Source organism: Enterococcus sp. DIV2371 (assembly GCF_050498525.1).
Classification (GTDB): domain Bacteria; phylum Bacillota; class Bacilli; order Lactobacillales; family Enterococcaceae; genus Enterococcus_B; species Enterococcus_B mangumiae.
The window spans coordinates 2,401,944-2,414,753 of record NZ_JBIPAJ010000001.1 but is presented as its reverse complement, the minus strand read 5'-3'; the positions used below and the strand labels follow the sequence as shown (position 1 = coordinate 2,414,753).

General features: G+C 38.7%; 13 protein-coding genes. 11 read left to right on the top strand and 2 right to left on the bottom strand.

Annotation, left to right across the window (positions count from 1 at the left end; translation table 11 throughout):
• Positions 1–74 precede the first annotated feature (74 nt).
• From IGL24_RS11250 to IGL24_RS11205, 10 genes are all read left to right on the top strand, one after another.
• The gene (locus tag IGL24_RS11250) at positions 75–776 is read left to right on the top strand and encodes a GntR family transcriptional regulator (protein WP_207700179.1); all 702 of its coding nucleotides are present in this window, start codon (positions 75–77) and stop codon (positions 774–776) included.
• Positions 777–1,059: 283 nt separating this feature from the next.
• The gene (locus tag IGL24_RS11245) at positions 1,060–2,394 is read left to right on the top strand and encodes a PTS sugar transporter subunit IIC (protein ID WP_207700180.1); all 1,335 of its coding nucleotides are present in this window, start codon (positions 1,060–1,062) and stop codon (positions 2,392–2,394) included.
• 24 nt (positions 2,395–2,418) lie between these two features.
• Positions 2,419–3,507: a DUF871 domain-containing protein gene (locus IGL24_RS11240; RefSeq protein WP_207700181.1), complete on the top strand. Its 1,089-nt coding sequence runs from the start codon at positions 2,419–2,421 to the stop codon at positions 3,505–3,507.
• A 9-nt stretch (positions 3,508–3,516) separates the two neighbouring features.
• Positions 3,517–4,629, top strand: coding sequence for an amidohydrolase/deacetylase family metallohydrolase (locus IGL24_RS11235; protein ID WP_207700182.1), 1,113 nt, complete (start codon positions 3,517–3,519; stop codon positions 4,627–4,629).
• Positions 4,613–5,713 (top strand): DgaE family pyridoxal phosphate-dependent ammonia lyase, encoded by a 1,101-nt coding sequence (locus IGL24_RS11230; RefSeq protein WP_207700183.1) that lies wholly within the window; start codon positions 4,613–4,615, stop codon positions 5,711–5,713. The genes IGL24_RS11235 and IGL24_RS11230 overlap by 17 nt, the downstream gene beginning before the upstream one ends.
• A 5-nt stretch (positions 5,714–5,718) precedes the next feature.
• Positions 5,719–6,468 (top strand): 2-dehydro-3-deoxy-phosphogluconate aldolase, encoded by a 750-nt coding sequence (gene dagF / locus IGL24_RS11225; protein WP_429968450.1) that lies wholly within the window; start codon positions 5,719–5,721, stop codon positions 6,466–6,468.
• Between the two features lie 2 nt (positions 6,469–6,470).
• Complete coding sequence (locus tag IGL24_RS11220; RefSeq protein ID WP_206859520.1) at positions 6,471–7,478, top strand: sugar kinase; 1,008 nt, start codon at positions 6,471–6,473, stop codon at positions 7,476–7,478.
• Positions 7,479–8,322: 844 nt separating this feature from the next.
• Positions 8,323–8,886 carry a TIGR00730 family Rossman fold protein gene (locus IGL24_RS11215; RefSeq protein WP_207700346.1) on the top strand — a complete coding sequence of 188 codons (564 nt, stop codon included), beginning with the start codon at positions 8,323–8,325 and terminating at the stop codon, positions 8,884–8,886.
• A gap of 11 nt (positions 8,887–8,897) precedes the next feature.
• Entirely contained in the window at positions 8,898–9,338 is a 441-nt protein-coding gene (locus tag IGL24_RS11210) for a nucleoside 2-deoxyribosyltransferase (protein ID WP_206859517.1), read from the top strand.
• Between the two features lie 16 nt (positions 9,339–9,354).
• Positions 9,355–10,056 (top strand): deoxynucleoside kinase, encoded by a 702-nt coding sequence (locus IGL24_RS11205; protein ID WP_206859515.1) that lies wholly within the window; start codon positions 9,355–9,357, stop codon positions 10,054–10,056.
• Positions 10,057–10,117: 61 nt separating this feature from the next.
• On the opposite strand, the gene IGL24_RS11200 is transcribed toward IGL24_RS11205, so the two are convergent.
• Together IGL24_RS11200 and IGL24_RS11195 are read right to left on the bottom strand one after the other, a co-directional pair.
• Positions 10,118–10,300 (bottom strand): hypothetical protein, encoded by a 183-nt coding sequence (locus IGL24_RS11200; protein ID WP_206859513.1) that lies wholly within the window; start codon positions 10,298–10,300, stop codon positions 10,118–10,120.
• A 193-nt stretch (positions 10,301–10,493) separates the two neighbouring features.
• Complete coding sequence (locus IGL24_RS11195) at positions 10,494–10,910, bottom strand: hypothetical protein (RefSeq protein WP_206859512.1); 417 nt, start codon at positions 10,908–10,910, stop codon at positions 10,494–10,496.
• Positions 10,911–11,253: 343 nt separating this feature from the next.
• Here IGL24_RS11195 and IGL24_RS11190 point away from each other — a divergent pair, with 343 nt between their 5' ends.
• Positions 11,254–12,648 carry a glycoside hydrolase family 1 protein gene (locus tag IGL24_RS11190; RefSeq protein WP_207700347.1) on the top strand — a complete coding sequence of 465 codons (1,395 nt, stop codon included), beginning with the start codon at positions 11,254–11,256 and terminating at the stop codon, positions 12,646–12,648.
• The last annotated feature ends 162 nt before the right edge of the window (positions 12,649–12,810 follow it).

The following is a 12,810-nucleotide window of genomic DNA, read 5'->3' as shown; positions in this document are numbered from 1 at the left end:
TTATCAATATTTCTATTTTTTTTTCCGTTTATTTATGTTATTCTTTTACTAACATAAAGGTGAAAGGTGAAGCCATGAAAAGAACGCGTGTATTATATCTAGAAGTAGCAGACAAGATAAAAGAGGATATTTTTTCAGGAAAATATCCGGTGGGGAGTATGTTACCGACTGAAAATGAATTAGAAGAATTGTTCCAAGTGAGTAAAATCACTGTTCGTAAAGCGATCGAGTTATTAGCGACGGATGAATATGTCGAAAAGAAAAGTGGTCGAGGCACAACGGTATTAAGCAATCGTCCATATAATCGATTATCCAAAGCGGAAAGTTTTACACAGATCTTAAAGGATTCTCAATATGAAGTCCGTAAGGAAACGATTGGTTTAGAAAAGATCAGCATCAAAAAAGATGATCCGTTGTATTCGATGTTCGGCTCAGCTGCCGTATGCTTCAAGCGTTTGTACTACTTGAATGATCAACCGTATATCTATTTTGTTCACTATTTGCCAAAAGATATGAATAAAATGAAACAAAAAGAATTTGATAAAGAATCATTATATCGGTTGTTAACGCAAAATAACCATATCATCGACTCTTTTTCAGATGATTTTTCTGCTACGTTTTTAACAGATGAAGAAAAAGAATTGTTGAAGACAGATTCAGAAATCGCGATCAAGCGAACACGTCGCTCAACGACGGAAGATAAAGAAGTGGTTGAGTATTCAGAAGCGATTTATCATACAGATCTCCATCCTTATCATATCAATTATGAAACATAGACAATAGCAATGAGGTTGTGACAGAAGTGTCCAGCTCCGAGAAATAAGCCGAGACACCCGAAAATTGTTCTTCAAATTTTTGGGAGTCTCGGCTTATTTCTGAAGGAGTTGCTTCTGGAACACTGTTTATTCATTTTTAAGGTTAAAATCAAAATGTATTTTTGCCCCCGACACTTTTTTGTCAGAATAATCATATATTTTAATGAAAATGTTTACATTACATCGTTAATATGTTATCTTTTATTTAAACATTATAATGTTTTGGTAAAAGGGGGAGTAACACATGGATAAATTTGTAGGGTTGATTGAACAAAAAATTATGCCGGTGGCGAATCGGATCGGTACACAACGTCATATGACAGCGATTCGAAAAGGGATCATCGCGACGATGTCATTAACGATTGTCGGGTCATTCTTTACGATCTTATTGAATATTCCGATCGAGTCAGTCGCTTCGGTCATTGAACCATATCGTGCAATTTTAGATATTCCGTTTCGTTATACAGTGGGGATCTTAGCTTTATATGCTACCTTCGGGATTGCCTCTTCATTAGCCAAGAGTTATCGTTTAGATTCATTAACTGCTGGGATCTTAGCTTTGATGTCGTTTTTGATCGTCGCTGCGCCGCCAACTCAAGTGTTGGAGGACCTTGAAGGAATCTCAGCCGGTCGCTACATCAATATTGCTAATCTTGGTTCAGGTTCTTTATTTGGGGCCATCGTAACAGCTATATTATCCGTAGAAATCTATCGCTTCTTTATTGAAAAGAAAATAACGATAAAAATGCCAGATGGCGTACCGCCAGAAGTAACCAATTCATTTGTCGCATTGATCCCAGGAGCCGTGATCTTGATTTTCTTTTGGGTCATCCGTCATTTACTTGGTTTTGATTTAAATGGTTTCTTGAGTCAATTATTGATGCCGCTTAAAGGGGTATTAGCAGGAAATAGTTTATTTGGTGGACTACTTACAGTCTTCTTGATTTGTTTCTTCTGGGTGTTAGGGATCCATGGACCAGCGATCATGGGACCAGTGATCCGTCCGTTTTGGGATATCTCGATCGCTGAAAATATCGATGCATTCAATGCAGGAACGAATGCCCATGACATGCCCAATATTTTTACAGAACAATTTTTACAATGGTTTGTTTGGATCGGTGGAGCGGGTACGACGCTTGCATTAGTCGTCTTGTTCATGTTTTCCAAATCCAAATATTTGAAGAGTTTAGGTCGGTTATCGATCTTACCTGGTTTGTTCAATATCAATGAACCGATGATTTTCGGAGCGCCAATCGTTATGAATCCAGTCTTAGGGATTCCGTTTATCGTAGCACCATTAGTAACAACGACCTTATCTTATATCCTGACGGTAAGTGGATTAGTACCAATGATGGTTGCCCGATTGCCTTTTGCGATGCCAGCGCCTATTGCGGCTTGGATGAGTACGAATTGGAGTGTGGCCGCGGGTCTATTAGTAGTACTCAACTTCTTCATCACGCTTGCGATCTACTATCCATTTTTCAAAGTCTTTGAGAAACAACAGTTGGCACGAGAACAAGAAGAAGAAAAAGCAGAACAAGACTCAATCCAGATCACAAATGGTATCACAAACGAGTAAATAGACAAGAAAGCAGGAATAAATATGAAACGTTCACTAGGAATCTCTCTTTACCCTGATCATAGCGATCCCCAAGAAGATCGTGCGTATCTTGAAATGGCACATAAATACGGTTTTACTCGAATTTTTATGAGCATGTTAGAAATAACTGAAGATACAGAACAAGTCAAACAAAAATTTCAACAATTGATCGAATATGCTGCCTCTCTTGGCTTTGAAACGATTTTAGATGTGGCACCCTCGATTTTTGAACAGTTAGATATTTCTTATGATGATATGAGTTTCTTTCATGAATTAGGGGCAGACGGCATTCGTCTGGACCTCGGGTTTGATGGCAGAAAAGAAGCATTGCTGACTTACAATCCCTACCAGTTAGCGATTGAATTGAACATGAGTAATGATGTGGCTTATTTAGAAAATATTTTGAGTCACCAAGCAAATACACCATTTTTATACGGCTGCCATAACTTTTATCCGCAAGCAGGAACAGGACTTCCATATGAATTTTTTGAATCGTGCAGTCGTCGTTTTAAACGCCAAGGCATCCGCACTGCTGCGTTTATCACTTCTCAAACCGGAACGATCGGTCCTTGGGATGTGAATGATGGATTACCGACATTGGAAATGCACCGCCAGTTAGGCGTTGTTCCAGCTGCCAAGCATTTATTTGCGACCAATCTCATCGATGATGTCATTATCGGCAATGCCTATGCTTCAGAAGAAGAGTTGCAAGCTCTAGGTGCAATCGATCGATATCAGACTGTTTTGGCGATTGATTTTCTTCCTCAGATCAATGAAGTTGAGCGAACGATCGTTTTGGACGAGCAACACGTGCGTAGAGGTGATATTACGGAACAAGTGATCCGTTCAACTGAAGTAAGAAAAACGTATCAAGCGGATGCCAATCCTCCGCATGACAATGAAGAGCTGTTTCAACCAGGTGACGTAGTTATTGGAAATGATCACTTTGGGAAATACAAAAATGAGTTACAGATCGTATTAACGCCACATCACGATCCAAGAAAAAATAAAGTCGGTTCCATAGTTGCGGATGAACAAGTGTTATTATCTTTCGTCCATCCTTGGTCAAAATTCAAATTTAAAGAAAAGTAGGCGTTTGCGATGTTTGATTTAATCATAAGAAATGGCAGAGAGTTAGGAAAAGATCCAGTGGACATCGGTGTGAAGAATGGCAAGATCGCGCTGATCAGTCAGCAGATCGAAGAGTCGGCAAAACAAGAACTAATACTGTCAGATGAACAGTATTTATCCGCAGGTTGGATCGATGACCATGTCCATTGTTTTGAGGAAATGACTTTATACTATGATTATCCAGATGAAATCGGGATAGAAAAAGGCGTTGCGACGGTTATCGATGCTGGGACAACGGGTGCAGAAAACATCCATACCTTTTATGAACACGCGAAACAAGCAAAAACAAATGTTTTCGCTTTACTGAATATTTCCAAATGGGGTATTGTTGAACAAGATGAATTAGCAGATTTGTCAAAAATCCAAAATGAACTGGTTCATCAAAAACTAGAAGAATTGCCTGATTTTATTGTAGGGCTTAAAGCACGGATGAGTAAAACGGTCGTGGGTGAAAATGGCATCACACCTTTAAAATTAGCAAAGAAAATCCAAAGCCAAAATGATGGCTTGCCTTTAATGGTCCATATTGGTTCTGCTCCGCCGAACTTAGAAGAAATCTTAGCGAATCTGGAGAAAAATGATGTGATGACTCATTGCTTCAATGGGAAATCTAACGGCATCATCGATCAGTCGACCAACGAAATCAAACCGTTTGTCAAAAAAGCCATTACTGATGGGATCGTGTTTGATATCGGGCATGGCACGGATAGTTTCAATTTTGATGTCGCTGAAGCTGCACTTCAAGCAGGGATCAAAGCCGATTCGATCAGTACAGATATTTACATTAGAAATCGCAAAAATGGACCAGTGTATGATTTAGCGACGACTATGGAAAAACTGTTTGTCGTTGGTTATTCTTGGGAAGAAATCCTTGAAAAAGTAACAAGTGCGCCGGCGAAGCAGTTCAATTTGACAACGAAAGGTCACATCAAAGAAGGCTTTGATGCAGATTTTACGATCTATACTTTTCATGACCAAGAAAAGCAATTGACAGATTCGAATGGCAATACACGTACGACCATGCAGCAAATCATCCCTGTAAATGTGATTGTAGGAGGCATCAACTATGACTGTAACTTATGAAAAATTTGGTTTGAATGAAGTGATCAATGCTTCTGGTCGGATGACGATCTTAGGTGTCTCCACTTTGACCGAATCGGTGTTAGAAGCCCAACGTTTTGGGGGCGAACACTTTTTTGAAATGGCCGACCTGATGAAGAAAACCGGTGCCTATTTGGCGGAGCAATTAGAAGTGGACGATGTTCAAATCGTTTCTTCGGCTTCTGCTGGCATCGCTCAATCGGTAGCTGCTGTCATCGGTCAAGGTTCGTTGTATCATGTGCATCATCCTTACGATGAAACAATCAAACGCAGAGAAATCATCTTACCAAAGGGACATAATGTCGATTACGGTGTGCCAGTAGAGTTGATGATCCAACAAGGTGGCGGGCATGTCATCGAGGCGGGGTATGCGAACCAATGTACACCTGAACATATCGAACAGATGATCACTGAACAAACAGCGGCTATTTTGTACATCAAAAGTCATCATACGGTACAAAAAAGTATGCTGAGTGTGGCGGAAGCCGTTGCTGTCGCTAATAAGTACGAGTTACCATTAATCGTTGATGCAGCAGCTGAAGAAGACTTGCTGAAATATACTGCACTAGGCGCTGATCTAGTGATCTATTCAGGTGCCAAAGCCATTGAAGGTCCAAGTGCCGGCATGGTGATCGGCAAAGAGCCGCTTGTTTCTTGGGTACGTCTTCAGTCGCAAGGGATTGGTCGCTCAATGAAAATCGGTAAAGAAAATGTTCTAGGATTTGTCCAAGCAGTCGATGATTATTTAACAAATGGCAGTGAGTCAGGCGAATCGATGAAAAAAAGAGTTCAACCATTTGTTGAAGCACTCGAAAAACTTCCGGGTATCGAGGCTAAGGTCGTTCAAGATCCAGCTGGTCGGGAAATCTATCGAGCGAGTATCCAAGTCATTAAGGGCTCAGCAATGGATATCATTAAGCAGCTAAAAGAAAAAGCACCAGTAATTTATACAAGAGACTACCAAGCGAACAATGGAATCATCGAGTTCGATATTCGCTCTGTGACACAAAAAGAGATGGATAAAATCATCTACCGACTAAAAGAAATCTTACAATCAAAGGAGTAATCATGATGTCATTGACCCCAAATTATCTTGAAGATAGAATTTGTCTAAATGTATTGGCTAATTCTGTCGAAAATGCGAAAGAATGTTACGAGGCAGCGGAAGGGCATATCCTATTAGGTGTCTTATCTAAAAATTATCCGAGTGATGACGAAGCGATTGTAGATATGAAAAAATACCAAGAAGCAACTAATAATGCTTTATCGATTGGTTTAGGTGCTGGTGATCCAAACCAAAGCCAAATGGTGACTCGCTTAGCACAAGTACTACAACCTCAACATGTCAATCAAGTATTTACAGGTGTGGGCGCTTCTCGGGCGGTCTTAGGGCAATCTGAGACGATCGTCAATGGTTTAGTTTCCCCGACTGGAAAAGAAGGCTACGTCAATCTTGCGACGGGTCCTTTGAGTAGCCAAGGTCCTGCCGCAATGGTTCCGATCGAAACAGCCATTCGTTTGTTACAGGACATGGGTGGCAGCTCGATCAAATACTTTCCAATGAAAGGCTTAGCGCATAAGAAAGAATATGAAGCAGTTGCAGCAGCTTGCGCAGCATTTGATTTTTATTTGGAACCAACAGGTGGAATCGATCTCACAAACTTTGAAGAAATCGTTCAGATCGCAGTCGATGCAGGAGTCAAAAAAATCATCCCTCATGTGTATAGTTCGATCATTGATCCAGAAACAGGTGATACCCGACCACAAGAAGTTCGTCAACTGTTGGATATGATGAAAAATTTAGTGAAAACAGGTGAGTGATCATGAAAATCGGCGCATTTGGTGAAGTGATGTTGAGGCTGACACCACCTGAAGCTCTCCTGTTAGAACAGACGCACACCTTGCGGATGGCGTATACAGGAACAGGTGTGAATCTAGTCGGAAATTTAGCACACTTCGGAGTAGAAAGTTACTTATTGACGGCATTGCCAGATAATCGTTTGGGAGATGCTGCATTGGCCAACTTGAAGAGTTTGGGTATCAATACAAGGTATGTGATCCAAAAAGAGCAACATATCGGTACTTATTTTGCTGAGATGGGATACGGAGTCAGACCAACAGAAATCACCTATCAAAATCGTAAAAATAGTTCTTTTGGTTTGGCAATGATCACCGATTATGCGATTGCGGACTTTGTCGAAACAATTGATCTGGTCCATATCTGTGGCATCAGTTTGAGCCTAAATGAACATTCAGCGGAAGTAGCGATCGCTGTGGCAAAAACTGCACATGAGCAAGGAAAAAAAGTCTGTTTTGATTTTAATTTTCGCCCTAGTCTAAACCAAGAGCCAGATAAAAAACGAGTGATGAAAGAACGCTATCAAGAAATACTTCCCTATTGCAATGTCATCTTTGGCTCCGTTCGTGATCTATCTGAATTGTTAGAGTGGTCGATGGATGTGTCCAGTCAATCGGCTAAAATTCGCTCATTCCAAGCATTCTTGAGCCATTATCAAATCGAGTGGTTTGCTGGAACGACGCGACACACAACCGACGAGAAAAAACAACTTAGTGGATATCTGTTGAGTCCAACAGAATGGATCGAAACAGAGAGGTATACACTCGATAGCTTAGATCGTATCGGGGCAGGTGACGCATTTGCTGCGGGGATTTTATTAGGCTATAGTGAAAATTGGTCATTGGATCGATCTGTTGAGTTTGCTTTAGGAAATTCCCGTTTAGCTCATACGATCCAAGGGGATGTGCCGTTGACGACTAGGAAGCAAGTCGACCAGTTATTGTCTCACCCAACGATCGATTTGAATCGATAATGAAAGTTATACAAAAAACTGGGAGAAAAACGGTACAGTTTTTCGTAGCTTTTCAGATTCGCTTGACTCTCTATCTGGGAATCAGTATCATAAGTGGCAGATAGAAACAGTTAAATAAAAAAAGGCCCCCCAATTTTTAGTGGCAGCTAAAAATTGAGGGCTTGAGTAGTCAACGCATTGACCAATCAAGTTTGCCATAGTCAATGGAAACCATCGACCGAGTTCATTGTATCGAATCTTAAAAGAGATTGCTAGCTTTTTTGTCGACAAAATGAATAAAATGTATGGGCTTTTATTTACTGTGCCAAAAAGAAGAGGGACAATCGTTCGCTCTTCTTTTTTTGTCCAACACGTATACCCAAGGACGATTGATCTTTGAGCGCAGTGGTGAAAAGTAAGAATTTGAATGACGCCATTCGCGTAATCTCTTATTGATTTTTCCAGACAGTTCTCAAGGATCAAGGCAAGTCGTGCGTCTGACTTCATCAATCATTTAGCTGTTTTCTATCCTTTGTAGAACCATCCTAGAAAAACTTGGTGAACGATAAAAATGAAAGATAACAAAAGAAAAAAAGAGCATTCGCTTTTTGTAAAGAAGTGAAATGTTATCCATAAGAAAGTCGAAAGAAAGAAAATAGTACGAAGTAAGTCATTACATATTTATTATTTTTAGTTATTTTAAAAAAGCCGTTCAACATAATCAGAATAAAAATCATTTGAAGTCAAAACACTATATATAGTGTTTTTTGTTTTATATAACACTAAATGATAACAAAATCTAGTCTTTTCTTTTAAAAAAACAAGAGTAGAATAAAGGTAGTTCTACAAGTGAGGATGTGTTTTTTTGAAGTTAACAATTTTTTGTGGTTCCCGTTTCGGACACGATCAGAAATATCTTCTTTTGGCTGAAACGATTGGAAAATATATGGTAGAAAAACAAATCGAATTAGTATATGGTGGCTCAAACTCCGGTATTATGGGTGTATTTAGTCGCACGATTTTAGAAAATGGCGGACAAGTAACGGGGATCTATCCTGTGGGGCTGTTTTCTGACGAATTACCTAAAACAGATGTAACGACGTTTATTCCAACGGAAACGATCGATAAGCGTAAAGAATTACTATTTGAACAAGGTGATGCAGTGTTGGTATATCCTGGTGGGCTGGGCACACTGGAAGAATTCTCACAATTGCTTTCATGGATGGCCATCGGTTTGATTCCAGAAAAGCCGATCGGTATCTTGGATGTTCAGGGGTATTATTCAAATTTGAAAGATTTGCTTGGGCATTTTGTGAATGAAGGATTCATGTCAGAAAAATGGCTAGATCAACTTTATTTTTCAAATGATCCTTTTATGTTGATCGATCAATTATGTGCAGTAGAAGAACAAACAAAATCAATGATGTAGGAGATTAAATAATGAGTTATATTTATTTAGCAGGACCTTTTTTTTCAGAAGAACAAACCGAGCGCATTGCTCGTGTTGAAAAGGCATTGACTGCCAATCCTACAATGGATAGTTTTTATTCACCAAGGCACCATCAACATAGTAATTATGAGATGTTCAGTGAAGGATGGGCACAAGAGGTCTACGAAAGAGATATGAAAGAGTTACAGGCAGCAGATTTGGTTGTGGGGATATTAGATTTTGAACATCAGACGATCGATCCAGGTACTGCTTATGAATTAGGCGTTGCCACGATGATGGATAAACCGATCATCATTTTCCAAGAAGAAAGTGTACCGACTAATTTGATGATCACACAAAGTTTGCATTCATATGTAAAATCGATCGAAGCAATCGAAACATATGATTTCAAGATGTTGCCAAAAAGCGTCTATAAAGGCGAATACTTATAGAATGAGAAGGGATTAGATGTCAGTGATATTGATTTCAGGAACAATTGGTGCAGGAAAGAGCAGTTTGACCGACATGCTTGCCAAAAAGATTGATTCAAAACCATTTTATGAAAATGTAGAGGACAACGAGGTACTACCTTTGTTTTACTCAAATCCAGAACAATATGCGTTTTTATTGCAAATTTTCTTTTTAAATAAACGTTTTTTAGCAATGAAAAATGCCTTGAACCATGACGACAACGTATTGGATCGTTCGATCTATGAAGACAGTTTATTGTTTCATCTAAATGCTGATCTAGGACGTGTATCAGACATTGAAGTTCAACAATACGATAACTTATTGGACACGATGCTTCATGAATTAGATGATGTTGCTCCTAAAAAAAGACCAGATTTACTCGTGCATATCAAAGTTTCTCTTGATACGATGCTGGAACGAATCAAAAAACGTGGACGTGAGTATGAACAATTGGAAAGTGATGAAACACTTTATCAGTATTACCGATCATTAAATGAACGATATGATCAATGGTATGAAGACTTCGATGTTTGTCCTAAGATCCAAATCGATGGAGATGCCTTCGATTTTGTCGAAAGACCTGAAGATGCACAAGTGGTGATTGAACAGATCGAAGCGAAGTTAGCTGAATTAGAAGAGCAACAAGCTGGAAGTTACTACACCGACAATCAACACGCAAAAGGTCAAAAGTTAGACTAGTGAATACTATGTAAGAGAAAAGTCGCCACTGTGGTCAGTGACGACTTTTTTTGATGCTTGTCTATTTTCTCGTTTCTTTATGCGCTTCTTCTTCCTTTATAGAAAAGTCAAAAGGTTGATTTGAGCCTTCGATCATTTTGTGACAATGGTCACAAAAATTGGCTCTTCCTTGGTCGTTGATTTCTGTATGTACGTTTTGGGGTGTCGTACAAGCACAGTAATCTTGAGTATTTGCTGTATGCATATTTTTTCTCCTTAATATATCAAGTGCTTCTTTACTATAGCAGAAACACAGAATAGAAACAAAATAAATTAAGAAAACTTAGAATTTTTTATAAATGATATTCGTCTATTATAGAAGAATGTAAAACGATAAAAGAAGCAGATAGACCGACTAATAAACTGTCAGTCTGCTGCTTCTTTATTGTGCAATGGTTCTATAAAGTATAGATATTGCCTTCCTCGTCTTCTATACGGAAGTTTCCGATTTTTCTAAAATGAAAAGTTTGGTTCTTATCATCTTTTTTACCAACGATCGTATACTGTTCATCTTCAGTCGTGATCTTGACATCGGTTAGAACGATTTTCTCTTGAGAAGAATTTGCCGTATCAGTTGCAGATTCTGCATACGTACGGGTCCATTCCATCGTATCGTCCTTAAAGATGATTTCCGCATTGGCTAAGTCCATATTTTTTCGGACCTTCAGCGTATAGGTACTATTTTTTATATCAGATTCATCCGCCTGAAAAGTGGTGGTATTCGTTGTTTCTTCAGTTGATTGATTTGCTTGGCTACACCCAGAAAAAGTGAACAAAGCAAAAATCAACGTAAAGCAAATCAGTGTTTTTTTCAAAATAATGCCCCCAGTAGATTGGATAAAGTGATTATACCATTGAATCCAGTAATATGAAATAAAGGGGACAAGATACGCCGTGCTATTTGGCAAGGGCGATTGGCTTTACCGGTAGCTCTAGAAAATGATTCTTGTATTTCAACGTTGGAGAAAAAAGCCATTATGCTCGACTTGTCAAATGAAAAAAGTGAGAAGATCACTTCGTACATTTTTTCTTTGAATTGGTCTAGTCTTTTTATAGAAAACGTTTTATAATAATGGTTGTAAACTGAGAAAACGTTTGCTATATTGAAAGTGCGCAACATAAAAAAACATAAATGAAAAAAAACAATGAGGTGCAAAGATGACAACTTATCAATTTCCAGAAAAATTTTGGTGGGGTTCCGCAGCTAGTGGACCACAAACAGAAGGACGCATACTTGGCGATGATAAAGGCGACAATATTTTTGATTATTGGTTTTCAAAAGAGCCAGAAAAATTCTTTGATCAAGTAGGTCCAGGAAAAGCGTCTCAAGTTTATACAAAATATAAAGAAGATGTGCAGTTGATGAAACAGACTGGTCATAATTCATTTCGAACATCTATTCAATGGAGTCGCTTGATTCCAGATGAAACAGGTAACGTAAATCCACAAGCAGTCGCATTTTATAACAGCTATTTTGATGAACTGATTGCTCATGGCATCGAGCCATTTGTCAATTTGTATCATTTTGATATGCCGATGTACCTTCAGGAAAAAGGTGGTTGGTTGGCTCGTGAAACTGTCGAAGCCTATGAGACATATGCTAAAACTTGTTTTGAATTATTCGGGACAAAGATAAAAAAATGGTTCACGCACAATGAGCCGATCGTTCCTGTTGAGGCTGGTTATTTATATCGTTGGCATTATCCTGAAGAATCAGATATGAAAAAGGCAGTCCAAGTTGGCTATCATGAGGCGTTATCTTCTGCTTTAGCTATCAAAGCCTATCATGAGTCTGAGCAAGATGGAAAAATCGGGATCATTTTGAATTTGACGCCTAGTTATCCAAGAGATGAAAACAATCCTGAAGATGTGAAAGCAGCCAAAATTGCTGATGCCTTTTTCAATCGTTCCTTTTTAGATCCTGCGGTCAAAGGGGAATTTCCACAAGAATTGATTGAAATCGTGACAGACCTCGCGATTCTTCCTGAGATGGAAGAAGGAGATTTAGCGATCATCAAAAATAATACTGTCGATCTATTAGGTATCAATTATTACCAACCACGGCGAGTAAAAGCAAAAGAATCAGCAGTTGATCACAAGAACGGTCCAATGCCAGAAGATTACTTTGATAACTATGAAATGCCGGGACGTAAAATGAATCCTTATCGCGGTTGGGAAATCTATGAACAAGGCATTTACGACATTTTGATCAATGTTCGTGATAACTATGGTAATATCGACTGCTTTATCTCAGAAAATGGCATGGGTGTTGAAAATGAAGCACGTTTTATTGAAGAAGATGGGATGATCCATGATGATTACCGCATCGAATTTGTTCAAGAACATTTAAAATATGTCCATCAAGCAATCGAAGAAGGAGCGAACTGCTTAGGCTATCATATGTGGACGTGTATGGACAATTGGTCATGGACGAATGCTTATAAGAATCGCTATGGTTTTATTTCAGTTGACCTAGCAGATGGCAAACGAACGATCAAAAAATCTGGATACTGGTTCAAAGAAGTATCTGAACAAAATGGATTCTCTGTTTGATTAGAAATTTGTTCTTTTTTGATATTTTTTAATTTAAAAATATCATCCCGAGATTGACGATGATCTCGGGATTTTTTTCTTTTAAAAAAATAATTTTTCGTTATTTTTTATCTTTTTCTTTAATTTCTACGCTTAATGTTTCATTTTTTGTATATAATAGAT